Source organism: Streptomyces sp. NBC_00433 (genome assembly GCA_036015235.1).
Lineage (GTDB): Bacteria > Actinomycetota > Actinomycetes > Streptomycetales > Streptomycetaceae > Actinacidiphila.
On sequence record CP107926.1, the window covers coordinates 7821124 to 7844896 of the forward strand.

Annotated in this window: 21 protein-coding genes and 1 pseudogene; 11 read left to right on the forward strand and 11 right to left on the reverse strand. The window is 73.4% G+C overall.

From position 1 onward, the window contains the following. Positions 1 to 9: 9 nt before the first annotated feature. Both OG900_33815 and OG900_33820 read right to left on the reverse strand, forming a co-directional pair. Entirely contained in the window at positions 10 to 987 is a 978-nt protein-coding gene (locus OG900_33815) for a glutamate ABC transporter substrate-binding protein (GenBank protein WUH94641.1), read from the reverse strand. 101 nt (positions 988 to 1088) lie between these two features. Beyond that, positions 1089 to 1757: a 1-acyl-sn-glycerol-3-phosphate acyltransferase gene (locus OG900_33820; GenBank protein ID WUH94642.1), complete on the reverse strand. Its 669-nt coding sequence runs from the start codon at positions 1755 to 1757 to the stop codon at positions 1089 to 1091. Positions 1758 to 1976: 219 nt separating this feature from the next. Between OG900_33820 and OG900_33825 the strand changes: the two genes are divergently transcribed. The 3 genes from OG900_33825 to OG900_33835 all read left to right on the forward strand — a co-directional run bounded on the left by OG900_33825 (position 1977) and on the right by OG900_33835 (position 4491). After that, on the forward strand, positions 1977 to 3143 hold the full coding sequence (locus OG900_33825; GenBank protein WUH94643.1) for a glycerophosphodiester phosphodiesterase: 1167 nt from the start codon (positions 1977 to 1979) through the stop codon (positions 3141 to 3143). 93 nt (positions 3144 to 3236) lie between these two features. Next, entirely contained in the window at positions 3237 to 3779 is a 543-nt protein-coding gene (locus OG900_33830) for a sigma-70 family RNA polymerase sigma factor (GenBank protein WUH94644.1), read from the forward strand. 205 nt (positions 3780 to 3984) lie between these two features. After that, a complete protein-coding gene (locus tag OG900_33835; GenBank protein WUH94645.1) occupies positions 3985 to 4491 on the forward strand; it encodes a GNAT family N-acetyltransferase in 507 nt (168 codons plus the stop codon). A 45-nt stretch (positions 4492 to 4536) separates the two neighbouring features. Here the strand turns inward: OG900_33835 and OG900_33840 are convergent, their stop codons facing one another. Both OG900_33840 and OG900_33845 read right to left on the reverse strand, forming a co-directional pair. Continuing rightward, entirely contained in the window at positions 4537 to 5058 is a 522-nt protein-coding gene (locus tag OG900_33840) for a hypothetical protein (GenBank protein ID WUH94646.1), read from the reverse strand. Further along, positions 5051 to 5419: a hypothetical protein gene (locus tag OG900_33845; protein WUH94647.1), complete on the reverse strand. Its 369-nt coding sequence runs from the start codon at positions 5417 to 5419 to the stop codon at positions 5051 to 5053. Before OG900_33845 ends, OG900_33840 begins: the two co-directional genes overlap by 8 nt. Positions 5420 to 5714: 295 nt before the next feature. Here OG900_33845 and OG900_33850 point away from each other — a divergent pair. Next, a pseudogene (locus OG900_33850) lies at positions 5715 to 6241 on the forward strand (methionine ABC transporter ATP-binding protein). 14 nt (positions 6242 to 6255) lie between these two features. Here the strand turns inward: OG900_33850 and OG900_33855 are convergent. Then, a complete protein-coding gene (locus OG900_33855) occupies positions 6256 to 7056 on the reverse strand; it encodes a class I SAM-dependent methyltransferase (GenBank protein WUH94648.1) in 801 nt (266 codons plus the stop codon). Between the two features lie 188 nt (positions 7057 to 7244). Between OG900_33855 and OG900_33860 the strand changes: the two genes are divergently transcribed. The 5 genes from OG900_33860 to OG900_33880 all read left to right on the forward strand — a co-directional run bounded on the left by OG900_33860 (position 7245) and on the right by OG900_33880 (position 15536). Then, positions 7245 to 7958, forward strand: coding sequence for a GNAT family N-acetyltransferase (locus OG900_33860; GenBank protein WUH94649.1), 714 nt, complete (start codon positions 7245 to 7247; stop codon positions 7956 to 7958). Positions 7959 to 8128: 170 nt separating this feature from the next. Further along, entirely contained in the window at positions 8129 to 9382 is a 1254-nt protein-coding gene (gene cbiE, locus OG900_33865) for a precorrin-6y C5,15-methyltransferase (decarboxylating) subunit CbiE (GenBank protein ID WUH94650.1), read from the forward strand. 293 nt (positions 9383 to 9675) lie between these two features. Next, positions 9676 to 13089, forward strand: coding sequence for a nicotinate-nucleotide--dimethylbenzimidazole phosphoribosyltransferase (gene cobT / locus OG900_33870; GenBank protein ID WUH94651.1), 3414 nt, complete (start codon positions 9676 to 9678; stop codon positions 13087 to 13089). Between the two features lie 409 nt (positions 13090 to 13498). Further along, positions 13499 to 14725 (forward strand): uroporphyrinogen-III C-methyltransferase, encoded by a 1227-nt coding sequence (gene cobA, locus OG900_33875; GenBank protein WUH96016.1) that lies wholly within the window; start codon positions 13499 to 13501, stop codon positions 14723 to 14725. Beyond that, complete coding sequence (locus OG900_33880; GenBank protein ID WUH94652.1) at positions 14718 to 15536, forward strand: RNA methyltransferase; 819 nt, start codon at positions 14718 to 14720, stop codon at positions 15534 to 15536. Before cobA ends, OG900_33880 begins: the two co-directional genes overlap by 8 nt. Here the strand turns inward: OG900_33880 and OG900_33885 are convergent. The 6 genes from OG900_33885 to OG900_33910 all read right to left on the reverse strand — a co-directional run bounded on the left by OG900_33885 (position 15533) and on the right by OG900_33910 (position 22611). Further along, on the reverse strand, positions 15533 to 15847 hold the full coding sequence (locus OG900_33885) for a hypothetical protein (GenBank protein ID WUH94653.1): 315 nt from the start codon (positions 15845 to 15847) through the stop codon (positions 15533 to 15535). The genes OG900_33880 and OG900_33885 overlap by 4 nt on opposite strands. Before the next feature lie 16 nt (positions 15848 to 15863). Then, positions 15864 to 16517: a hypothetical protein gene (locus OG900_33890; protein ID WUH94654.1), complete on the reverse strand. Its 654-nt coding sequence runs from the start codon at positions 16515 to 16517 to the stop codon at positions 15864 to 15866. A gap of 2 nt (positions 16518 to 16519) precedes the next feature. Next, entirely contained in the window at positions 16520 to 18205 is a 1686-nt protein-coding gene (locus OG900_33895) for a hypothetical protein (GenBank protein ID WUH94655.1), read from the reverse strand. A 255-nt stretch (positions 18206 to 18460) separates the two neighbouring features. Next, entirely contained in the window at positions 18461 to 19603 is a 1143-nt protein-coding gene (locus OG900_33900) for an acyl-CoA/acyl-ACP dehydrogenase (GenBank protein WUH94656.1), read from the reverse strand. Continuing rightward, on the reverse strand, positions 19600 to 20787 hold the full coding sequence (locus OG900_33905) for an acyl-CoA dehydrogenase family protein (protein ID WUH94657.1): 1188 nt from the start codon (positions 20785 to 20787) through the stop codon (positions 19600 to 19602). The genes OG900_33900 and OG900_33905 overlap by 4 nt, the downstream gene beginning before the upstream one ends. Before the next feature lie 627 nt (positions 20788 to 21414). Continuing rightward, positions 21415 to 22611 carry a serine/threonine protein kinase gene (locus OG900_33910; protein ID WUH94658.1) on the reverse strand — a complete coding sequence of 399 codons (1197 nt, stop codon included), beginning with the start codon at positions 22609 to 22611 and terminating at the stop codon, positions 21415 to 21417. A gap of 247 nt (positions 22612 to 22858) precedes the next feature. Here OG900_33910 and OG900_33915 point away from each other — a divergent pair, with 247 nt between their 5' ends. Then, positions 22859 to 23113, forward strand: coding sequence for a hypothetical protein (locus tag OG900_33915; GenBank protein WUH94659.1), 255 nt, complete (start codon positions 22859 to 22861; stop codon positions 23111 to 23113). Between the two features lie 235 nt (positions 23114 to 23348). Then, positions 23349 to 23540: a hypothetical protein gene (locus OG900_33920; protein ID WUH94660.1), complete on the forward strand. Its 192-nt coding sequence runs from the start codon at positions 23349 to 23351 to the stop codon at positions 23538 to 23540. Positions 23541 to 23773 lie beyond the last annotated feature (233 nt).

Below are 23773 nucleotides of genomic sequence, written 5' to 3' on the forward strand. Positions count from 1 at the left end.
GGCCGGGACTCAGTCCCGGTAGACGGCGGGAGGCGGCCCGAAGGTGGCGCCGTCTCCCAGCCATGTCTGCGCCAGCCGCTTGAGCGAGCCGTCCTGCCGCATTTGCTCCAGGACGGCGTTGACGAACCGCACGAAGTCGATCTGCCGCGGCTGCATGGCGATGCCGTGCGGCTCGGCGGTGAAGCGCGGGCCGATCAGCTTGGTGTTCGGGTCCTGCCGCTGCAGGCCGATCAGGATGGTGTCGTCGGTGGAGACCGCGTCCACCTGGCCCAACTGCATGAGCATCAGGCAGTCCGTCCAGTCCTTGACGCCCACCGCGACCACCGGGTGGTCCTTGAGCCCTTCGAGGGTGTCGATGGAGGTCGTGCCGGACGCCGCGCACACCTTCTTGCCCGCCAGGTCGTCGATGGACCTCGCGGTCGACTTCTTCGGCACCAGCACCCGCTGGCCGGCGTCCATGTAGTCGCTGGAGAAGGCGACGCTCTTCCACCGCAGGCAGTTCACCGTCATCGAGTCGATGACGATGTCGACCGGGTCCTTCTGCAGCAGCACCGGGATGCGCTGGGCGGAGGTGATGGTGCGGAACTGGATGTGGTCGGGGCTGCCGAACAGCGCGGTCGAGATCCGCTTCAGCAGCTCGATCTCGTAGCCGTCGAGCTGCCCGGTCAGCGGGTTGCGGTAGCCGAACAGATACGAGTTCTGGTCCACCCCTGCGATCAGCCGGCCGCGGGCCACGATCGCCGCCATCGTCGACTTCGCCGGCATCCGCCCCGGTTGCGGCAGCGCCCCGGCCGGGCGGTAGCTGTCCGGGGTGGCGCCGCACCGCGTGTCGTCCTGCGGCTTCGCGGAGGCCGACGGGAGCGGGGGCAGGGCGGCGGTCGTGTGCCCGCGCGACGGCGTGCCGCCACCCGAGGTGCAGCCCGCCAGCAGCGCGGCGACGGCCGCCAGGGCCGCCGCGACCGTCCCGTACCGTAAGCCACCGCGCACCGCAGGCCCCCTGACACCAGGTCTCGTCCCCGTGCAACGGACGACGCCGGGAGGCCGCCCGCGGTTCCGCGGGCGGCCGTGCGCCGGTGCGGGAAGCGGCGTCAGGCGGCCTTGGCCTTGGTGGCGTAGATGTCCACGTACTCCTGGCCGCCGAGCCGCATGACCTCGCTCATCACCTCGTCGGTGACAGCCCGCAGCACGTAGCGGTCGCGGTCCATGCCCTCGTAGCGGGCGAATTCCAGCGGGCGGCCGAAGCGGATGGTGACCGGGGCGATCCGCAGCATGCCGGACCCGCCGGGCTGCACCTTGTCGGTGCCGACCATCGCGAACGGCACCACGGGGGCGCCCGTCATCAGGGCCAGCCGGGCGACACCCGTACGGCCGCGGTAGAGGCGGCCGTCGGGGGAGCGGGTGCCCTCGGGGTAGATGCCGAAGATCCGGCCCGCCTCCAGGATCCGGCGGCCCGTCATCAGCGCGGCCACGCCCCCGTGCCCGCCGTCCCGGTCCACCGGGATCATGCCGCAGGTGGTGAAGAACCAGGCCATCAGCCGGCCCTTGACGCCCTTGCCCGTGACGTACTCGTCCTTGCCGATGAAGTAGACCTGCCGCTCCACCACCAGGGACAGGAACAGCGAGTCGACGAAGGTGACGTGGTTGCCCGCCACGATCACCGGCCCGTCGCCCGGGATGTTCGCCACGCCCTCGACCCGGGGGCGGTACAGGACCCGCATCAGCAGTCCGAGAATCGCCTTGAGCACGCTGCGGGACAACGCATTCCTCCGGTTCACGCGGTGGGGCGGCCGGACCTACCGGTCCGTACGTACACGAGGACGATACTTCTTCCCCCAGAGCTTCGCCTGCCTGGGAGGTACCCCGGGGGCGCCTCCGCACGTCTCCTTCACGCGGACGGCACCCAGTGTTGACACGAGTTACGGATGTGTTCCGGCCGGTGTCGGGCGTACGCAAGCTCCTCGCGGCACGATGCGGGCATGACGGATGACCAGCAGACGACCGGCCCCGGCCGGCGCACCTTGCTGTCCGCGGCGGCTCTCGGCGCGGGCGGCGCGGTGATCGGCGCCGCGGGCGCGGCGCAGGCCCACTCCCCGGGCAGCGCGGGCAGCGGACACGGCGGCGCCCCGAAGCTGCCGGTGCCGACCATCGTCGGCCACCGCGGCAGCGCGGGCTACCGCCCCGAGCACACCTTCGGATCGTACGAGTACGGGCTGGCGATCGGCGCGGACGTCGTCGAGCAGGACGTCGTGCCCACCAGGGACGGCCACCTGGTGTGCCGCCACGAGCCGGAGATCGGCGGCACCACCGACGTCGCCGACCACCCCGAGTTCGCCGGCCGCAGGACCACCAAGACCATCGACGGCACCGCCACCACCGGCTGGTTCACCGAGGACTTCACCCTCGCCGAGCTCAAGCGGCTGCGGGCCGTCGAACGGCTGCCCGCCGTCCGGCCGCACAACGCGGTCTACAACGGCCGCTGGGACGTCCCCACCTTCGCCGAGGTCCTCGAATGGGCCGAGAAGGAGGGCCGTAGGCGCGGCAAGCCGGTCTGGCTGCACACCGAGACCAAGCACCCCACCTACTTCCGCGGCATCGGCCTGCCGCTGGAGGAGCGGCTGGTGGCGCTGCTCAAGCCCTACGGCAGGCACCGTGCCGACGCCCCGCAGTTCCTCCAGTCCTTCGAGGCGCAGAGCCTCCAGCGGCTCGGCAGGCTCGGCGTGGACGCCGCCAAGGTCTTCCTGCTCAACGGACTGACCACGCGGCCCTGGGACTTCGTCGTGTCCGGCGACAAGCGGACGGTGGCCGACCTGGTCACACCCGCGGGGCTGCGCTGGATCGCCGGCTTCGCGCAGGGCATCGGCCCGACCACCGATGTGATCATCCCGCGTGACGCGTCGGGCAGGCTGCTCCAGCCCACCGCCGTGGTCAGGGACGCGCACCGGGCCGGCCTGGTCCTGCACCCCTTCACCGCGCGCAACGAGAACCAGTTCCTGCCGGCCGACTTCCAGGTCGGCACCGACCCGAACGCGTACGGCGACCCGCTGGCCGCGTTCAGGACCTGGTTCGCCACCGGCATCGACGGCCTGTTCACGGACAACGCCGACACCGCGGTGCTGGCCCGCGAGGACCACTGGGCCTCGTGAACCGCACGGCGGCGTGCACTCCATGAGGTGAAAACGGCCGCGCCGGGCGACCGCCCGGCGCGGCCGGCACGTGCGGGCGGATATGCACAGGGCATGCCCCTGTCCCTGGACTCCGCCGCCCTGCCCGCCGGTTACGCCGCCCTGCTGGCCGCCGAGGCCGCCGCCTACGCGCTGCCCGGCACCGGACTGGAGGCCGCCGACCTCGAACAGGCCGTGTGGCTGCGGCTGCTGGAGCGCGACGGGCCGCCCGCCGACCCGGTCGGCTGGACGCGGGCCGCGGTGCGCGCCGAGGCGCTGGGCGCAGACGTGCGGCGGCATTGCGAAGGGCCGTACGCCGACCAGGACGCCGGACCGCCGCCGCGGCTGCCGCACCCGGCCGGCGATGTCGAGGACCGGGTCGTCGCGGCGGACGCCCGGCACGCCGTCCTGGCCGCGGTCCGCACGCTCCCGGGGCGCTGCCCGGAACTGGTCCGCGCACTGATGTCCGGGTCTGACCCCACATACCGGGAAATCTCCCGGGAGTTGGGAATCTCACAAGGAAGTGTGGGCCCGCTGCGCTCGCGCTGCCTCGGCTGTCTTCGATCCATCTTGAATTCGAGGGTTGGATCCCCGGTGGGACGGGGTAATGCACGGTAAACAGTCAGAGGCAGTGGGCAGCTTCGGCACGCCTGGACGGGTCTGACACGGGTATCGCTCAGGCGGGACCCCACCGGAATCTATGTGCGATCATCGGCGCCACGGAGGCGGCGTACACCCGCACCAACTCCGGTCAGGCACACGTCCCGGGCGCACACCTCACCCTCAAGCTGCCCGGACGGATTCGAAGGGGAGGCCTGCGCGCATGGGCATGAGCGTGACCATCTCTACGGCGGAGTCGAGCGACGCCGAGAAGATCCTGAAACTTCAGTACCTCTGCTACCAGAGTGAAGCCGAGCTGTACGGCGACTACAGCATCGAACCGCTGACCCAGACCCTGGAGAATCTGCGCGCCGAACTGTCCGAGGGGTACGTGCTGGTGGCACGCCTCGGCGAGGAGGTCGTGGGTTCCGTGCGCGGCGCCGTCGACGACGACGGCACCGCCAGGATCGGCAAACTGATCGTGCATCCGCGCCTGCAGCGGCACGGCCTCGGCGGGCGGCTGCTGCGCGCCGTCGAGGTCCGGCTCGCGGCCGAGGCGGAGGCCAAGCGCTACCGGCTGTTCACCGGCCACCGCAGCGAGGTCAACCTGCGGATGTACCGCAAGCTCGGCTACCAGCAGGTCGGTGTCGCCGAGCCGGTCAGCCGCAGGCTGAGCCTGGTCACCATGGAGAAGTCCGCGGAACCGGAGCATTACGCCGCCACCGCGTGAGCGTCACCGCCTGAGCGCCACCGGCCGGGCGGACCGCGTCGACCGTCACGGCCGGGGCGCGGCACCTTCCGGGGTGCCGCGCCCCGGCCGTCCGGCCTTGCGCAGCCACAACAGGCCCATGACCGGCAGGATCAGCGGCAGGAAGACATAGCCGACGCCGAAGTCCGACCAGACGGTCGCGTCGGGGAAGGCCGAGGAGTCCGCCAGCGTCAGGACGCCGACCGCGATCACCCCGAGCAGTTCCGCGGAGCACGACACCAGCGCGACCTTGCGGGCCTGGTCGCCGCCCCGCCACAGGGCGACGGTGATCACCGCGTAGACGACGCCGGCCGCGAGCGACAGCAGGTAGGCCAGCGGCGCGTCGGAGAACTTGGTGCTGATCTGCACGATCGAGCGGGACAGCGCGGCCACCGTGAAGACGCCGTAGAACCACAGCAGCAGCCGCCCGGGTCCCTGCCCGAGCCGGGTGCCGCCGGGATCCGCGGCGGTGTCCGCCGCCGCGTCCGGTGTCCGCCGCTGTGCCATCGCCGTGTCCTCCGTGCCGTCCGCGGTGCTGTCCTCAGCCATGTCCGGCTCCCCAGATCTCGTGCAGCCGCAGTTCGAGCACGGCCAGGATGACACCGCCGGCCGCCACGATCGCCGATCCCCAGCGGCTGCGCTCGGCCAGCGACATGACGGCCGCCGCCGGGACGGTGCAGGCCGCGCCGATCTGGTAGCCGACGAAGACGGCCACCCCGTGGTCGGGGCGGTCGCCCTGCCCGAGCTGCACCAGCGCCACCACCAGCTGGACCAGCGCGGCGAGCGTCACCACCGCCATGCCGATGAAGTGCCAGTCGTTGGTCGGCTCGTCGCGGTACGCGGCAAAGCCGCACCACGCCGCGAGCAGCAGCGCTGTGACCGTGACCGTGAGGGTGACCGCGTCGAGCATGCGCCGACTTTATTACGGACCCTCCGGGCGACTTCCTCCCACCCCCGCCCACGGCCCTCCAGGGCCTTGTCACGTCACCATGTCGACACTGTGTCCGCATAATGAACAATCCGACCGGATTTCGGGATCGGCCGGGATGTCTGGTTTACTGGGAACCATGACCACGACGAACCACCGCATCCTTGCGACCGAGGCGACCGCGCCCGGTGTTCGCCGCATGTGTCGAATGTGTGCCTGACCTGAGGCCCTGAGCGGCGCGTCGTCCCCGACCGCCGCGCCCCGCGTCACCACTGCCGAGCCCAGGGCGCTGCCCTCCGACGAGGCCGCCCCGGCACTCGATCCGGAGACCGCCCGGCACCGCTGCGCGACCCCAGCCGGCGGCTCGGCCCGACCGTACTGCTCCCCACGCACGAGACCGACGCCGTCAAGGCGGTCCGCGACTCGGCGGCACTCATGAAAGGCGGACGTCTGGTGGAAACCGGCACCGTGGCGGAACTGCTCGCCACCCCCGGCCCGGAACCGGCCGACGAGGTCTTCCCCGTCGGCGGCCCGGCCTCCGGCACCGACAGCACCGTCGTCGACCTCACCTTCCACGGCGAGAGCGCGACCCGGCCGGTGATCTCCCATCTGGCCCGCACCTACAACGTGGACGTGTCCATCCTGGGCGCCGCCATGGAGACCCGCGACGGCCGGCAGATCGGCCGGATGCGGATCGAACTGCCCGGCCGCTTCGAGGACAACGTGGTGCCGATCGGCTTCCTGCGCGAGCAGGGCATCCAGGTCGACATCGCCGCACCCGCCGAGGAGCCCGCGACAGGGTGAGGTGACGCCGGCGCTCAGTCGCGCCGCACCCAGTAGACGTCCGTGGTGTACGGCATCTCGATGGCCCCGCCGGCCCGGGTCGCGTCATGCGCCCCGAGCACCGCCTCCACCTCCGCACGCACCCGTGCCTGGGCGCCGGCGTCCAGCACCGCGATATGGCTGGACGACATCATCCGCTCCACCACGTCGGCCACCGTCGTCATGTACGGGTTCGGCCAGTGCTGCTCCGACATCTCGCCCCAGCCCGCCACCCGCGCCTCGAACGCCTTGCGCCAGCCGCCGCCAGGCCCCCCGTCGCCCAGCGCCGACGTCAGCGGCGGACTGGGCAGATCGCTCGGCGCCAGCCGGAAGTAGATGTCCTGGAAGTCCCGCACCCACGGCACCGACGTGTCGTAGGTGTTCCACACCAGCGCCAGCGCCCCGGCCGGCCGCAGCAGCCGCTCCACCTCGGCCAGCGCCGCCCGCTCCTCGAACCAGTGCCAGGACTGCGCGGCCACCACCGCGTCCGCGCAACCGTCGGGCAGCCCGGTCGCCTCCGCGGCGCCCGCGGTCACCGACACGCCGGGCAGCAGCTCGGCCAGCGTCTCGCGCATCTCCTTGACCGGCTCCACCGCGAGCACCTCGGCGCCGGTCAGCGCCAGCAGACGGGTGAACTTGCCGGTCCCCGCGCCGAGATCGACCACCGTACGGCCCGCCTCCAGCGGCAGCGCGTCGGCGAGCGCGGCGAGCGCGGCGAGCGGATAGGAGGGCCGGGAGCGCTCATAGGCCCCCGCGGCCCTTTGATAACCGACTCCTGCTGCGTGGTGCACCGTCACGCGGGCTGACGGTAGCAGGATCGGATGGCGTCCACGGATACCCGCCCTGACCGGCATCCGCCCTACCCTGGAAGGGCGTTCGCCGCTCCGCCCGCCGCCGGCCGCCTCGCGGCGACCCTGCCCGGCGGGTGCCGCGCCCGATGCTGCATGCTGTGCAATCCACCCATGCCCTGGTTACGGAGCAGTTGATGACCTCCACCTTTCCGGACATCTCACTCAGTACGGAGCGGCTGGTGCTGCGCCCGTACGACGAGGCCGACATCCCCGAGCTCGTGGAGATGATGAACGACGACCTGGTGACCGCGTGGACCGGTGTGCCGTGGCCGTACACAGAGGAGGCCGCCCGCGCGTTCGTCACCACCGGCGGCCTCGCGGAGCGGCGCAGCGGCCGCGGCCTGGTGCTCGCCGTCACCGAGATGCTCACCCAGCGGCTGGTCGGCACCGTTCAACTGCAGAACACCGACTGGCGCGTCCGCGGCACCGAGATCGGCTACCTGACCGCGTCCTGGGCCCGCGGCGAGGGATATGCCGGCGAGTCGGTGCTCGCACTCGTCCGCTGGCTGTTCGCCGGCCAGGGCTTCGAGCGGGTCGAGCTGCGCACCGCGGCGGACAACACCGCCTCGCAGCAGGTCGCGCAGAAGATCGGCTGCATCAGCGAGGGCGTCCTGCGCAATGCCGGCATCATCCGCAGCCGCCCCGACGACGACCCGCACGGCCGCTGGGTCGAGACCCGTACCGACCTGCTGGTGTGGAGCCTGCTCCCCGAGGACCTCGACGACGCCGACGACACAGGCGAATTCGCGGGCCGCGCCACCGGTGACGGATACGACCCCGGATACGACTCCGCCTACGACGCCTACCACGGCCACGCCGGCTACAGCACCGCCGCCCACCGCCGCTGACCCGCGTCCGCCGCCGCCCGCGCCCGCGTCCGCGTCCGTACACACGTACCGCACTCGGCGCACCGTCGCACACGCTGCCGGGTTAGGGTTCTCACCCGGGCCCGCCCTCCGACCCCGCCGAGAGGGCCCACCGGCACCCCAGCGACCCACGGCTATGGAGGCAGACGACGATGGCCGACCGGGTCACCGTGATCGGATGGGACGGGTCACCCCCGTCCGAAGCCGCCCGTGCCGCGCTCGACGCCGCCACCCTCGTGGCCGGCACCCGCCAACACCTGGCCCTGCCCTACGTCCCCGCGCAGGCCGAGCACATCGTGCTCGGCAGCATCGACATCGCCGCCCGCCGGATCGCCGGACACCGCGGCACCGCCGTCGTGCTCGCCGACGGCGACCCGGGCTTCTTCGGAGTGGTCCGCGCCCTGCGCGACCCCGAACACGGCCTGGAGATCGAGGTCATCCCCGGTGTCTCCGCCGTCGCCAGGGCCTTCGCCCGCGCCGGCATGCCCTGGGACGACGCCCGCGTCGTCGTCGCCACCAGCCGCACCCTGCGCCGCGCGGTGAACGTCTGCCGCTCCTACCCCAAGGTCGCGGTGCTCACCGCACCGGGCGCCGGCCCCGCGGAAGTCGCACTGCTGCTCACCGGGGTGCACCGCACGTTCGTCATCTGCGAGGCCCTGGGCACCGAGCAGGAGCAGATCACCGTCCTGACCTCCGACAAGGTCGCCGACCACATCTGGCGCGACCCCAACGTCGTCCTCGTCGTCGGCGGCAACACCTCCGCCCTCCCGCGGATAGCCTCCCTGGGCGCCGCCCCGCTGCAGTCCGCCGGCCCGCCCCCTGCCAAGCCCGGCGCCGGCGGCTGGATCGCCGGCCGCGACCCCGGCTTCCCCGGACCCGTCAGGGGCTGGGCACTTCCCGCCGCGGAATACGGCGGCCACGTCCCCACCGGCGTCCGCGCCGTCCAACTCGCCAGGCTCGGACCCAGAACCGGCGACCTGGTCTGGGACATCGGCGCCGCCGACGGCGCCGTCGCGGTGGAGGCCGCCCGCTTCGGTGCCGCCGTCATCGCCGTCGACCGGGACGCCGACGCCTGCGACTGGATCAGCGCCACCGCCCGCCGCAGCGGCGTCCAACTCCAGGTCGTGCACGGCACCGCGCCCCAGGCGCTCGAAGACCTCCCGGAGCCCGACGTGGTCAGGATCGGCTGCGCCGACCCCGCCGTGGTCGCCGCCTGCGCCGCCCGCCGCCCGGAGCGGATCGTCGCCTCCGCGGCCACCAGGGACGCCGCCGAGGCCATCGACAGGGCCCTGGCCGAAGGCGGTTACACCGTCGAACGCATGTTGCTCCAGTCCGTCGGCCTCGACGCCGGATGGGACGAGCGGGACCGCTCCACGGACTTCGTGCTGTGCGGCAGCCGACCCTGACCTGTTCATGATCGACGGGTCGCTCCCGGCGGCGTTTGCGCCGGTCGGAGCCCTGTCGGCACGGCAACTGTGAGATACGTCCCGAGGTGCGGACTTCGGCACGGGCGGCGGCGTCACGGGGGGTAGGCTGACGGATCGTTGTGCCGTCGTCGCGCGTTGACGGGACGTCGAAACCTCCGGCGTCCCGGCGGCCGACGTACCGCATCCCACGCACGCTCGTTGGAGTCGGTGGGGGGTGGGATGTGCGCGGTGCAGCGGCTGGAAGGAGCGAAACCGATGGGCGAGGGGCACGCATGACGGACACCGGTCAGATCCCCGGCGAGGGGCTGCCGGAGAACGCGCTCGGTGACGCGGCTCCGCAGCCGCACACCGACGCACTCGGCGCACCGCAGGCCGCCGCCCCCGGCTGGGGCGCGGAGCCGCCCGCCGAGCACGGCGCTCCCGCCTACAGCTACCTCGACCAGCCCGCCGCCCCCGGCGCCGGGCTCGACGACGACGACGACGTCCTGCTCATGCCGGGCCCGCAGGGCACCTGGAGCGACCCGCAGCCGGTGCCGCCGCAGCCGCTCCCCGTGGCGGACTACGGCACCCCGCAGGGAGTTGACACACCGTCACCCGCTCCCGCGGCCCCCGCCGCCCCGCGCCGCCCGCTGCACCTGGGCCCGCCGGTCCACGACACCCCCAGCGGCGGCGTCTCCGTACGCTCCCTCGCCGACCGCGGCCCCGCCCAGGGCGGCGCCCCCGTCCCGCCCCCGCTCCGGCTCCAGGGCGGCCCGCCGACCTCGGGCCCCGAATACCTCGACATCGCGCAGGACGACGCCCACGGCATCCCGGCGCAGCAGTCCGGCGACCCCGCCGACCCGTCGACCCCGGCCGCGGGCACCGCCTGGCCCGCCGCCCGGACCCCGTCCCAGCAGTCCCTGATCCCGCACGCCGACAGCGTGATCCCGTCCCAGCAGGCGCCCGAGCCGATCCTGGCCTTCCCCCCGGCGGAGGTCGCGGCTCCGGCGGCGGCCGCTCCGGTCGAGGCCGAGCCGGTCGCCGAGCCGTCTGTCGAGCCGGCGCCTGCGGCCGGCGGTGCGCCGACCGAGGGCGCTCCGGTGGCCGGCGGTGCGCCGGGTGAGGGTGTTTCCGCGGTCGGCGGTGCGCCGGCTCCCGCTGCGGCCGAGCCTGTGGCCGCCGGTGCGCGGGACGCGTCGGCGGCTGCTTCTACGGATGCGGCTCCGGCCTTCGGCGCCGGGGTGCCGTCGGCCGCCGGTGAGCAGCCGGTCGGGCCGGTGGCCGTACCGGCGACGCCGAGCGCGGACGAACCGGTCGCGCCCCAGCCCGCGCCGGTTGCCTATGTGGCCGAGCCCGCTGTCGCGCCCGTTACCGTCGCGCCCGCTCCCGTCGCGCCCGTCCCCGCGGCGGACGCGGGGGAGCCCGACCAGGCGGCCGAGCCCGTGGCGCCGCCGACCGCGGCCGGCCCGGTGCTCTCCGGGCCTGCCGCCGCGCTGTCCGGCGCCCTCCAGGCGGCCGCCCCGACGCCGCCGATCGGCCTCGACCTGGCCACCCCGCCCTCGGAGCCGGCCTTCGGCGGCCCGCCCGCCACGGGCGGCGACGCCTTCGTGTCGGCGACCGGCACGGCCGACCTCGCCTCGCTCGTGGCTGCCGCGGGCAACCCCTCCGCCAAGGACGCCGGTTCACCGGCCGCGCCCGAAGCCCCCGCCCCGGTGGAGGCCCCGGCACAGCCCCAGGCCGACGTACCCGGCCCCCGGCCGGTCGCCGCCGACGAGGACGCCCTCGTCGTACCCAAGGGCCGTACGGTCAAGCGCGCGCACGCGGCAGCGGCACCGCCGCAGGCCGAGGACGGCGCCGCCCCCGTGTCCGGCGAAGCCCAACCGGCGGCGGCCGCGGCCGAACCGGACGCCGCCCCGAAGGGACGCAGGGCCGCCCGGCGGGCCGAGGCCAGGGCCGCGGAGGCCGAGGTGTCGGAGCCCGCGGAGGCGTACGAACCCGCCGTGCGGGACGCGGTGCACCGGGTCATCCGGGAGCGCCGCGACATCCGCAACGGCTTCCGATCCGACCCGATCCCGCACGACGTGCTGCTGCGCGTCCTGGAGGCGGCGCACACCGCGCCCAGCGTCGGGCACTCGCAGCCGTGGGACTTCGTCGTCATCCGCTCCGAGAAGACCCGCGAGAAGATGCACGAGCTGGCCATGGCCCAGCGCGAGGCGTATGCGAAGTCGCTGCCCAAGGGCCGTGCCCGGCAGTTCCGCGAGCTGAAGATCGAGGCGATCCTCGACACCCCCGTGAACATCGTGGTGACCGCCGACCCCACCCGCGGCGGCCGGCACACCCTTGGGCGGCACACCCAGCCGCAGATGGCGCCGTATTCGTCGGCGCTGGCCGTGGAGAACCTGTGGCTCGCCGCCCGCGCGGAAGGACTCGGCGTCGGCTGGGTCAGCTTCTTCGACGAGCGCCAGATGGTCGCGGAGCTGGGCCTGCCCGAGCACCTGGAGGTCGTCGCCTACCTGTGCGTCGGGTATGTCGACGAATTCCCCGAGGAACCCGAGCTGATGCAGGCCGGCTGGTCGCAGCGCCGCCCGCTGTCCTGGGTCGTGCACGACGAGGAGTACGGCAACCGCGCGCTGCCCGGCGAGGAGCCGCACGACCTGCTCGAGGAGACGCTGCGCGGCATCCGCCCGCTGGACGCCAAGGCGCTCGGCGAGGCGTGGGAGCGGCAGAAGCGGATGACCAAGCCGGCCGGGGCACTGGGCATGCTGGAGATCATCTCCGCACAGCTCAGCGGCCTGTCCCGGCAGTGCCCGCCGCCCATCCCCGAGCCCGCGGCCGTGGCGATCTTCGCCGGCGACCACGGGGTGCACGCCCAGGGCGTCACCGCGTGGCCGCAGGAGGTCACCGCGCAGATGGTCGCCAACTTCCTCGGCGGCGGCGCGGTCTGCAACGCCTTCGCCAACCAGGTCGGGGCGGAGGTCTGCGTCATCGACGTCGGCGTCGCCTCGGAGCTGCCCGGCACACCGGGGCTGCTGCCGCGCAAGGTACGGGCCGGCACCGCGGACTTCACGGTGGGCCCCGCCATGACCCGCGAGGAGGCGCTGCGCGCCATCGAGGTCGGCATCGAGACCGCCCGCGACCTGGTCGCCGCCGGCAACAAGGCGCTGCTCACCGGTGAGATGGGCATCGCCAACACCACGACGTCGGCCGCGCTGATCGCCGTCTACACCGGGGTCGACCCCGCCGAGGTCACCGGCCGCGGCACCGGCATCAACGACGAGATGCACGCGCGCAAGGTGGAGGTCGTCCGGCGCGCGCTCGAACTGCACCGGCCCGACCCGGCCGACCCGATCGCGGTCCTCACCGCGATCGGCGGCCTCGAACACGCCGCGATGGTCGGGCTGCTGCTCGGCGCGGCCGCGCTCCGCACGCCGGTGATCCTCGACGGGGTCAGCGCGGGTGCCGCGGCGCTCGTGGCCCGCGCGATCGCACCGGAGGTGCTGGCCGCGTGCATCGCCGGGCACCGCAGCGCCGAGCCGGGCCACGTCGCGGCCCTCACCACGCTGGGCCTGCGCCCCCTGGTCGACCTCGACCTCCGCCTCGGCGAAGGCACGGGGGCGCTCCTTGCCCTTCCCCTGGTCCAGAGTGCCGCCCGCGTCATGCACGAGGTCGCCACGTTCGACGCGGCGGGCGTCACGGAAAAGTCCTAGCCCGGACCCCACAGTTGCGCTGTGTGGGTGGCTTGTCTCGCAGCTCTCCCCCAGAGCTTCGCCTGGGGGTACCCCCACGCGCCCCTGAAAAACGCTCACCCTCCAGGCGCCAACGGTGGGCGTAGGAGGACGCAGGCCAAAAGGGGCGCGGGGAACTGCGCGCGCAACCCACCACCGGGCCGCAGGCAAGCAACGCCACCGCAAGTGGCAACCACCTGGGGCGCGTGGGGGTACCCCCACGCGAAGCTCTGGGGGAGAACTGCGAGACCGCCCCCACACAGCGCAACTGTGGAGTCCGTGACAGCACCCCGCAGGGAGCGGCGGGGAACAAGGGGGTGACCCCGGTGGAACGTAAGATCGGGTCGAGGGAATCGTGAACGGCGGAAGGGAGCCGAGCCGGATGGATCGGATGGACGAGGCCCCGGCGTACCCGGTCGGACTGAGACTGCGCGGCCGCCGCGTCGTGGTGATCGGCGCCGGCCAGGTCGCCCAGCGCCGCCTCCCCGCCCTGGTCGCAGCCGGCGCGGACATCGTCGTGGTGGCGCCGCAGGCCACCGCGTCGGTCGAGGCGATGGCGGACGCCGGCGAGCTGCGGTGGGAGCGCCGGGCGTACCGTCCGGGCGACCTGGCCGAGGCCTGGTACGCCCTGGTCGCGTCCACCGACCCGGCCGCGAACACCGCGGCCTCCGCGGAGGCTGAGGAGCGCCGCGTGTGGTGCGTCCGCAGCGACGACGCCGACGCGGCGACCGCGTGGACGCCGGCCACCGGGCGTACCGAAGGCGTGACCGTGGCCGTCCTGACCGGGCGCGACCCGCGCCGCTCCGCCGCGGTGCGGGACGCGGTCATCGAGGGGCTGCGGGACGGCAGCCTGGTGGCCCCGCAGCACCGGGCGCGCACCGCCGGCGTCGCGCTGGTCGGCGGCGGCCCCGGCGACCCGGACCTGATCACGGTGCGCGGGCGCCGCCTGCTGGCCGAGGCGGACGTGGTGATCGCCGACCGGCTCGGCCCGCGCGACCTGCTGGGCGAACTCCCGCCGCATGTCGAGGTGATCGACGCGGCGAAGATCCCCTACGGCCGGGCGATGGCCCAGGAGGCCATCAATGCCGCGCTGATCGAGCACGCCAAGGCGGGCAAGGCCGTCGTGCGGCTCAAGGGCGGCGACCCGTACGTCTTCGGGCGCGGCATGGAGGAGGCGGAGGCGCTGGCGGCCGCGGGCATCGCGGTGACGGTGGTGCCGGGCATCTCCAGCTCCATCAGCGTGCCGGGCGCGGCCGGCATCCCGGTCACGCACCGGGGCGTCGCCCATGAGTTCACCGTGGTCAGCGGGCATGTCGCGCCCGACGACGCCCGCTCGCTGGTCGACTGGTCCGCGCTGGCCAGGATGCGCGGCACCCTCGTGCTGCTGATGGCCGTGGAGCGGATCGGCGCCATCGCGGACACGCTGATCGCGGGCGGGCGCCCGGCCGGGACCCCGGTCGCGGTGGTCCAGGAGGGCACCATGGCCGCCCAGCGCCGGGTGGACGCCACGCTGGCGTCGGTGGCGCGTACGGTCGCCGAGGAGGGCGTACGCCCGCCGGCCGTCATCGTCATCGGCGACGTGGTCACCGTCGGGCGGTCGGGCGCCGGCCGTGGCTGAGCCGGTCGCGGTCGCCGATCCGGACGACCCGCGGCTGTACGACTACACCGCGCTCACCGACGTGGAATTGCGCCGCCGCCGCGAACCGGCGGAGGGCCTCTTCATCGCCGAGGGGCAGAAGGTCGTCAGGCGCGCGCTGCGGGCCGGTTACGCGATGCGCTCGATGCTGCTCACCGAGAAGTGGGCGGACGCGCTGCGGGACGTGATCGACGAGGTGCCCGCGCCGGTCTACGTGGTCAGCGACGAGCTGGCGGAGCGCGTCACCGGCTACCACGTGCACCGCGGCGCGCTCGCCGCGATGCAGCGCAGGACGCTGCCGGACGCGGCCGACGTGCTGGCCGGCGCCCGCCGGGTGGTGGTCATGGAGGCGGTCAACGACCACACCAACATCGGGGCGATCTTCCGCAGCGCCGCCGCGCTCGGCATGGACGCCGTGCTGCTGTCGCCGGACTGCGCCGACCCGCTCTACCGCCGCTCGGTGAAGGTCTCGATGGGCGCGGTCTTCTCCGTGCCCTACGCCCGGCTCGCCGCCTGGCCGCGCGACCTCTACGGGACGGTGAAGGAGGCCGGCTTCCGGCTGCTCGCGCTGACCCCGGCGGCGGAGGCGACCGCGCTGCCCGACCTCGCCGCGCACGAGATCCCGCGGCTGGCACTGCTGCTGGGCGCGGAAGGACCGGGCCTGAGCCCGAAGGCGCTCGCCGCCGCCGACACCCTGGTCCGCATCCCGATGTCGCACGACATCGACTCGCTGAACGTGGGCGCGGCGGCGGCGGTCGCCTTCTACGCGGTCTCCGGCCGCCCGCCGGCCTAGCCCATCCGTCCCGCGAGCAGCCGGCGCTCCATGTCGGCCTGGCTCTGGGTGACTTCCTTGTCCTGGCCGGCCAGCTGCTGGCGGACGTAGGCGGCGAACTCGTTGGCCTGCCTGGTGATGTCGCCCGCCGCGCCGGACAGGTCGCTCGCCCAGGTCCGCGCGGTCGGCCCGCACCACACCTCGCCCTTGCCGCCGGCCATCTTGGTGTCCGCGTCCTTCAACGCGCCTGCCACATTCGACAGTTCGCGCTGCACATCGTTGTTCAGCTGATTGAGGGCCGCCCACATGGGACTTGGCACCTTGTCAGCCATGGTTTCCTCCCGTTGGTCACTGCGATTCGGCTTGCGTGGTGGGGAAGCCGGTCGGCACCGGGTGCGGCGCCGCCGCCGTGGGGCGGTAGCTGTCCCGGCTGCCGCCGTCGCGGTAAGCGGCGAGCAGTCGCTGCTGCGCCTTGCCGAACTTCCCGCATCCGCCGAGCACATCGAGATAGCCGGCGCCCGGCTGGCCGTCCGACCGGTCGTGCAGGGTGAGCCGCAGCGTCACCCCGCCGTGCTGCGCCGACCAGCCGTGCAGCGGCTCGCGCCGCGGGTCGGGCATCGACGCCTCCGGTATGTCCACCGGGGTGAAGGTCCAGCCCTGCGGCGCCAGCGCGTCCCGCACGCCGGACAGCAGCTGGGCCATCGTCACCGAGTCGTCCTTCGGCGTCAGGTAGTCCTCGATGCCGTAGCGGATCGCCCCCTTGCCGTGCGGGTCGTCCTTGCCGCAGGCGGTGAAGGCGCCGCGCCCGTTCGGTGTGTCGAGGCTGTCCGGCAGCGCGGGGCGCACCTTCCAGTACGCCGCCGCGACCGCCGTCCGCGATTCCCCGGCCTTCGCGGTGCCGTCGGCCGCGCTCGGCCCGCCACCGCCGCAACCCCCCACCAGCACGGCGGCGGTGAGCACGGCGAGGCCGGCGAGCGCGGGCGGCGGCCTGCGGCAACCCATCGTCAGTGGACCCCCGTCATCGAACCGAGCCTGCCCAGGTCGCGGTTGAGGAAGGCCTTGTCCAGCGCGTTGGCGACCGCGGGGTCCTTCAGCCACGCGTTGTACGCCTGCTTCTGGGCGGCGGTCGCGTCGTCGACCAGATGACCGTCGGCGCTCAGGAACGGCTTGCCGCCCGAGTAGATTTCCGCGTACTGCTGCGGATTGCCGAGGCTGTGGTCCTTCATGTAGCTCTGGTGGGCCGCCTCGCTCCAGTCGTCCCGCCAGGTCGCGGTGGAGGGCGGGTCGCCCATCTGGTCGGGGCTGATCTTCACGATATGGGTGGTGAAGAGGTTCAGCACGTCCTTGATGGCCGCCTTGCTGACCGTCGTGACGACCTTGCTGGGGTCGAAGGCGATGTCCACCCCGGTGCCCAGCACGGTGTTGAGCTGCGAGGTGACCGTCGACTGCCAGAAGCCGGCGTCCTTGCCGCTGCTGTCCTTCTTCTCCTGGTAGACCTTGGTCGCCACGAAGCCGAAGGTGCCCTCGATCAGACCCGCCGCGTTCTGCGCCTCCGGGTTGTCCGGGTCGCCGTCGGCGACCTGGTTGGCCATCGTCTTGCTGAAGCCGAGGAGTTCGGCGGCGGCCGTGGGATTCTGCATCGACTCGTGGAGGAAGCCCTCCCAGGCCGAGTTCGGCACCGAGACATGGCCGGGTCCGAGGTCGGTGAAGGCCGGGTCGGTGAGCGAGGCCTGCACGTCGGGCCAGTAATACTTGACGACGTCGGCGAAGACCTGCTGCATCTCCGGATGGGTGTGGTTGTCGTGGCTGGAGTAATACGTCACCAGCTTGGTCGTGTTGTCGGCGGCCATCTTCTGGTCCGCGCCAGGGCCGCCGATCATGCCCGCCTCCAGGACCGCGGCGAAGTCCTTGACGTTCGGGTCGATCAGGCCGCCGGTGTGCTCGGAGTTCGCCTTCATGAATTCCGGCAGGTATTCGATGTTGTCGTGCACGAACTGCGTCGCGGCCTTCGGATCGGCCGCGAGCGCCTTCCACACCTCGTCCGAATACTGCGTGTTGCCCGGCGCCAGGGCCTGGCTTCCCAGGTTGGTCAGCACATCGGCGGGGAAGACCGCGCGGTTCACCAGCGGCGCGAGCAGCGACAGCGGTTCGTCGCCGTAGTCGTCCTTGAAGTCGACGCCGGCCCGCATCGCGTTGGCCACGAACTCGGCCAGCGCGTCACGTCCGAGGTCCGGGTGGTCGAAGTCGAGCGCCGAGGAATTCTGCAGCAGCTCGGTCAGCCGGTACTGCCCCAGCTCGGTCGCCCCGGCCTTCGCGTAGTCCGGGTCGTACTGGTTGGCCTGGATCAGCTTGAGATAGTCCTGGAGGCTGATCTTGCCGTCCTTGAACTTCTTCGCGTCGTCCTGGGCCGCCTTCGCGGCCGCCTCCGACGTGGCGAAATTCCCCAGGGAGTTGGCGCCCGCATTGACCATGCCGCTGCCCTGGCCGAAGTCGCCCTGCTCCTTGGCCTCGTTGGCGGCCAGACTCTGCCGGCGCCGCAGCATCGGCAACTGGCCCTGCGCCCACGAGAAGTGCTTGTTGATGGTGCTCAGCCTGCTGGTGTCGAGGCCGATCCGACCGGCCTGGCCCATCCAGCCGTTGACCTGCGGTGCCGCGCTCCCGTTCCCGTCGTAACCGGTTTTGTTCTTCATCGAGTTGATAAGGTCCCAGAGCTTTTGCGGATCTATGCCGCTGAAGTCTCCGCCCCCGTCTGGTCGTCCCACGTCAATCCCTCAGTTGTCGGCAGGCCGAATCCGGCCATCGTCCGTGGAGATGCCGAACATCCTCCCAAGGCCGACTTGCGCCGTCCACCGTTCCGACGCCGTTGGGACGGCCTTGGGACACGGTCGGGACCTGCGGGAAACGCCCCGCCGACACCGCCCCGCCGACACGTCGGTTCCCGGCGCTCAGGCGGCCGGCGGCAGATCCACCGGCACCGCCAGCGCGCGCCGGTGCCTTCCCGGAGTGCCGAGCGCGATCTCATCGGCCTTGGCGCGCTTGAGATACAGGTGCACCGGGTGCTCCCACGTCATGCCGATGCCGCCGTGCAACTGCACCGCCTCCTCCGCCGCGCGCACCGCGACGGGGGAGACGTACGCCTGCGCGAGGGCCACCGCGAGCGACACCTCGGCCGGGTCGGACGGCCAGGCCGCCAGCACACCCGCCGCGTTGCGCGCCGCGGCCCGCGCCGAGACCACGTCGAGCCACAGGTCGGCCAGCCGGTGCTTGAGCGCCTGGAACGACCCCACGACCCGGCCGAACTGCCGCCGCTGCCCCAGGTAGCGGACCGTCTCGTCCAGGCACCACTGGGCCAGGCCCAGCTGCTCGGACGCCAGCAGCCCCGCGCCGGTCAGCAGCGCACGCTCCAGCGCCGCCACCGCGCTGTCCCCACCGGCGAGCAGCCGCCCCGCCGCAGCGTCGAAGCGCAGGTCGGCGAGCGGCCGCGTCAGGTCCAACGACACCGGCCGCTCCGACGCCGCCTGCGCCGCGGCCACTTCGTAGAGTCCTGGACCCTCCGGGCCGAGCGCGGGTACGACCAGCACCCCGGCGGTGAGCGCGTCCGCGACGCTGGTCACCGCGCCCGTCAGCCGCCCGCCCGCGTCCGCGCGTACGGTCGCGGGGAAGCCGTCACCGGGCGCCGCCGACAGCGGCACCGCGAGCGCGGCCCTCGCCTCGCCCGCAGCGAGCCGGCCGAGCAGCGCGGCCGTCGCCGGGTCCGCGGTGTCGCAGCCCAGCAGCGCGGTGGTCGCGAGCACCGCGCTGCCCAGGAAGGGCACGGGCGCGACCGCACCGCCCAACTCCTCAAGAACCACGGCGGCTTCGCGGGCCGAGGCGCCCTGGCCGCCCAGCTTCTCCGGCACCAGCAGCCCGGCGAGGCCCAACTCCGCGGCCAGCAGCCGCCACAGCGCCGGATCGTACGGCTCCGCGGACTCGATCCGGCCCAGCACGGCGGCATGTCCGCAACGGTCGGCGAGCACCGCGCGGACCGCGGCGCGCAGGTCGTCCTCGACGTCGGAGTAGAGCAGGTCGGGAATGGCGGGGGAGGTCATCGGGGCAGGTCCTTCCAGGCGGCGTCCTTGTCGTTGCGTGGTTCCGCGGGCAGCCCGAGCACCCGCTCGGCCACGATGTTGCGCAGGATCTCGGACGTACCGCCCTCGATCGAGTTGCCCTTCGCCCGCAGATAGCGGTAGCCCGCGTCGCGCCCGTAGAAGTCCACGCTCTGCGGCCGGACCATCGACCAGTCGCCGTAGCGCAGCCCCTGCTCGCCGAGCAGCTCCACCTCAAGGCCGCTGAGCTGCTGGTTCAGCCGGGCCAGCGACAGCTTCAGCCCCGAGCCCTCCGGACCGGGCGTGCCCGCCGCCATCTGCTGCCGCACCCGCTCGGCGGTCAGCCTGGCCACCTCGGAATCCACCCACAGCCGCAGCAGCCGGTCGTGCAGCTCGGGGGTGCGCAGCTCGGGCCGCTCGCGCCAGGTCGCGGCCACCGGGCCGATCATGCCGCTCTCCCGCGGCACGGACGCGCCGCCGCCGATCGCGACCCGCTCGTTCATCAGCGTCGCCTGCGCCACCCGCCAGCCGTCGCCGACCGCGCCGAGCCGGTGCGCGTCCGGGATCCGCACCCCGGTCAGGAAGACCTCGTTGAACTCGGCCTCACCGGTGATCTGCCGCAGCGGCCTGACCTCGACGCCGGGGTCGGTCATGTCGCACACGAAGTAGGTGATGCCGCGGTGCTTGGGCACGTCCGGGTCGGTGCGGGCGATCAGGATCGCCCAGCGCGCGGTGTGGGCGCTCGACGTCCACACCTTCTGGCCGTCCACGACCCAGCCGTCCCCGTCGCGCACCGCCCGCGTGCCCAGCCCCGCCAGATCCGAGCCGGCGCCGGGCTCGCTGAAGAGCTGGCACCAGACCTCCTCGCCGGTCCACAGGGGCCGCAGGAAGCGCGCCTTCTGCTCGGGGGTGCCGTACGCCAGGATCGTCGGCGCGGCCATCCCGAGGCCGATGCCGATACGCCGCGGGTCGTTGTCCGGCGCCCCGGCCGCGCCCAGCTCCGCATTCACCACCGCCTGCAACGCCCGCGGTGCGTCCAGCCCCCCGAGCCCCACGGGAAAGTGCACCCAAGCGAGCCCCGCGTCGAACCGGGCCCGCAGGAATTCCCCCGGCTCCGCCCCCGGGTCCCACCCCGCGAGCAGCGCCTCCACCCGCCCCCGCACATCCGCTGCGCTTACGCTTCCCATACCCGCACACCTCTCTGCCGAGACCTAAGCAAGCGCTTGTTAACTTACCGACCCGAGCCCGGCCCCGCCACTCCCTGCGGGGTGCTGTTACGGACTCCACGGTGCCGCTGCGTGGGGGGCTGGTCTCGCAGTTCCCCGAGCCCCTGGGGTGCTGCCCCTTGCGGTGGCATTGCTTGCCTGCGGCCGCGTCGTGGTTGTGCGCGCAGTTCCCCGCGCCCCTGGGCGGGTGCCACTTGCGGTGCGGTGCTTCTGCCGCGCCGTCGTGGCTTGGCGCGCAGTTCCCCGCGCCCCTTTGGTTCCTGCGTCCTCCTGCGCCCTTCGTTGGCCCCTGCCGGGGCTGGGCTCTGCGCTGGAGGGTGAGCGTTTTTCAGGGGCGCGTGGGGGTAACCCCGGGCGAAGCTCCGGGGGAGAACGGAGCGCCCCGCCGACGAGGCGGGGAAGAAAGCGACGCCACCGCAAGGGGCAATCACCCAGGGGCTCGGGGAACTGCGAGACAAGCCACCCACACAGCGCAAGTGTGGAGTCCGTAACAGAGCACCCCGCAGGGGGTGGCGGGGAACTGCGCGACAAGCCCCCGCGCAGCGGCACCGTGGGGTCCATGCAGCGCACCACAAGGGGCAGCGGGGCTCAGGGGCCCGGAGGCCCCGGGGGGAGGGTGGTCACTGAGGGGGTCGTCGGGGCGGCCCCGCCGTGGGAGAACCGGTGGCAGCCCTGAACCGCGGCGATACAGATCGCCGCCAGCAGCGTGACGATCACGAAGACGACCAGCCGCTGCCGCAACAACCGCCTCCCCGGCGCCGGGGACAGGGGCCGCCGCCCAGAACCACCCGTACGGACCGGCGTCCGCGCGGGGGACGGCACGACGGGGGTGCGGGGGACGCCCCGCCCCCCGCCCGTACCGCCGGACAGGTCGGAGCCCGCGGGACTCCGCCGGGTCCGCTGCTGCGCATATTCCTCGGCCCGTCGCCCGACGGGCCGCACCGGCCGCGGCACCCCGATCCCGCGCGCCTCCCGCGCGGCGATCTCGGCGAGCCGTTCGGACAGCTGCAAGGTGCTCGGCCTCGCCTCCGGATCCTTGGCGAGGCACGCCTGGACCAGGGGCGCCAGCGCGTCGGGCACCCCGGCCAGGTCGGGCTCCTCGTGCACCACCCGGTAGAGCATGACCTCGGAACTGCCCTGCCCGAAGGGCGAGTCCGCGGTCGCCGCGTAGGCCAGCGTGGCGCCGAAGGCGAAGACGTCGGTGGCGGGGGTGACGGCGGCGCCCCGTACCTGCTCGGGCGCGAGGAAGCCCGGCGAGCCGACGGCCGTGCCCACGTGCGTGAGCGTGCTGGCCCCGGTGGCCCAGGCGATGCCGAAGTCGATGATCCGCGGGCCCTTGGGCGACAGCAGGATGTTCGACGGCTTCAGGTCCCGGTGGACGACCCCGGCCTCGTGCACCGCGACCAGGCCCTCGGCGAGCGCCGCCCCGATCGAGGCGACCTCGGCGGCGGCGAGGACGCCGCCCTCGGCGACCTTGTCGTGCAGCGAGGGGCCGGGCACGTACTGCGTGGCGAACCAGGGGCGTTCGGCCTCCAGGTCGGCCGCGACGAGCCGGGCGGTGCAGCCGCCGCGGATCCGGCGGGCCGCGGAGACCTCGCGGGCGAACCGCGACCTGAACTCCTGGTCCTCGGCCAGCTCGGGCCTGATCACCTTGAGCGCCACCCGCTGGCCGCGCTTGTCCGCGCCCAGGTAGACCACGCCCATGCCGCCCGCGCCCAGCCGCCGGTGCAGCCGGAACGCGCCGACGACCCGCGGATCCTCGCGCCGGAGCCGCATCATCGCCATGTCCGTTCCCCTACCTCCGGTGGGCGACTACCCCACTGCTGCTTCCGGTGCCTGCACCGACGGCCGGGTCGGCCGCCCACAGCTTACGGACTCAAGTCCCGCCGCGCGGTGAAGGCCCGCAGGCGGCGGGCCGTGAATTGTCAGTGCCCGGTGGGATCCTGGAGATGTGGCGAGGGGTCCGTCCGACGGGCCGTCACTACCGCGCCCCGATCTGCCAACGGTCCGTCTGCCAAAGGGGAATGACGCCGTGAAAGGTGATCGAGTGGAAATAGTCGTCGACGCGGGGGACACCACCCGCACGTATGAGGTGATCGCCACCCGGGCCGGCCGCCGGGTGGAGACAGCGGTGCGCCGCGGGGTGGTGGAAGTGAGTGAAGTCACCCGCAGCGGCACCGTCGTGCGGACCGCCCGGTTCATGGCCACCCGGGTGCTCGCCCTGGTCGAGCAGCCGGTCCCGCGGGACGACGAGCAGGCCGGGCGGCTCCCGGCGGCTCAGGGATGACCCGGGGTCCCCGGGCGGCGGCGTCCACCCAGGGGAGTATCCGCGGGGGTCGCTGTCATCCTCCGGGAGGCCTGCAAAGGGGTACCAGGGCGTGACGACCGGGGGTGGCGGCGCACCTAGTGTTGAGGTCAGCGGCGGGCGGAGCACTCGTCCCCCGAGGTCAAGCGCCCGCCGCTGCCAAAACTGCACATTGCGAGCGACCACACAGCAGACCACACGACCTCAAGGGAGAGGCATGGCGGGCATGGGCGAGACGGTGATCCGCACCGCGAGAGCCATGCGCGGCGGGCGGCGGACCGGGCCCCGGCATCCGCTGGTGGCGGCGGCCATGGTGCTGCCGCTGGCCGCACTGCTCGCCTACCTCTTCGGAGGTGTGGATGCGGTGGTCACACAAGCGTCGTCCGTGGCCGGCCTGATGGGGCGCTGAGAGGCGTGCCAGGCCTGGAAGAGCGGTCCGGGCCAGGGACTCACCGGTAGAACCCCGTGGGGACGGGGGTATGGCGGACGACTGCGTTTGCCCGGGTGTCACTCGACACCCGGGCATTGCGCTGTCCGGACCCCGTCCGACCGCCCGGAGGGCCGCACGGCCGCCGGGATGCTTGACTGGCCCGATGACGACCACGGGGGAGCAGTCCGGGACTCACACGAGCGGCGCGGTCC

What these genes read in the sequence shown, in the direction of transcription:
- OG900_33825 (WUH94643.1), top strand. Translation starts at nt 1,977, where the DNA reads ATGACGGATGACCAGCAGACGACCGGCCCCGGCCGGCGCACCTTGCTG.
- OG900_33830 (WUH94644.1), top strand. Translation starts at nt 3,237, where the DNA reads ATGCCCCTGTCCCTGGACTCCGCCGCCCTGCCCGCCGGTTACGCCGCC.
- OG900_33835 (WUH94645.1), top strand. Translation starts at nt 3,985, where the DNA reads ATGGGCATGAGCGTGACCATCTCTACGGCGGAGTCGAGCGACGCCGAG.
- OG900_33840 (WUH94646.1), bottom strand. Translation starts at nt 5,058, where the DNA reads ATGGCTGAGGACAGCACCGCGGACGGCACGGAGGACACGGCGATGGCA.
- OG900_33845 (WUH94647.1), bottom strand. Translation starts at nt 5,419, where the DNA reads ATGCTCGACGCGGTCACCCTCACGGTCACGGTCACAGCGCTGCTGCTC.
- OG900_33860 (WUH94649.1), top strand. Translation starts at nt 7,245, where the DNA reads ATGACCTCCACCTTTCCGGACATCTCACTCAGTACGGAGCGGCTGGTG.
- cbiE (WUH94650.1), top strand. Translation starts at nt 8,129, where the DNA reads ATGGCCGACCGGGTCACCGTGATCGGATGGGACGGGTCACCCCCGTCC.
- cobT (WUH94651.1), top strand. Translation starts at nt 9,676, where the DNA reads ATGACGGACACCGGTCAGATCCCCGGCGAGGGGCTGCCGGAGAACGCG.
- cobA (WUH96016.1), top strand. Translation starts at nt 13,499, where the DNA reads ATGGACGAGGCCCCGGCGTACCCGGTCGGACTGAGACTGCGCGGCCGC.
- OG900_33885 (WUH94653.1), bottom strand. Translation starts at nt 15,847, where the DNA reads ATGGCTGACAAGGTGCCAAGTCCCATGTGGGCGGCCCTCAATCAGCTG.
- OG900_33890 (WUH94654.1), bottom strand. Translation starts at nt 16,517, where the DNA reads ATGGGTTGCCGCAGGCCGCCGCCCGCGCTCGCCGGCCTCGCCGTGCTC.
- OG900_33895 (WUH94655.1), bottom strand. Translation starts at nt 18,205, where the DNA reads ATGAAGAACAAAACCGGTTACGACGGGAACGGGAGCGCGGCACCGCAG.
- OG900_33900 (WUH94656.1), bottom strand. Translation starts at nt 19,603, where the DNA reads ATGACCTCCCCCGCCATTCCCGACCTGCTCTACTCCGACGTCGAGGAC.
- OG900_33905 (WUH94657.1), bottom strand. Translation starts at nt 20,787, where the DNA reads ATGGGAAGCGTAAGCGCAGCGGATGTGCGGGGGCGGGTGGAGGCGCTG.
- OG900_33910 (WUH94658.1), bottom strand. Translation starts at nt 22,611, where the DNA reads ATGGCGATGATGCGGCTCCGGCGCGAGGATCCGCGGGTCGTCGGCGCG.
- OG900_33920 (WUH94660.1), top strand. Translation starts at nt 23,349, where the DNA reads ATGGCGGGCATGGGCGAGACGGTGATCCGCACCGCGAGAGCCATGCGC.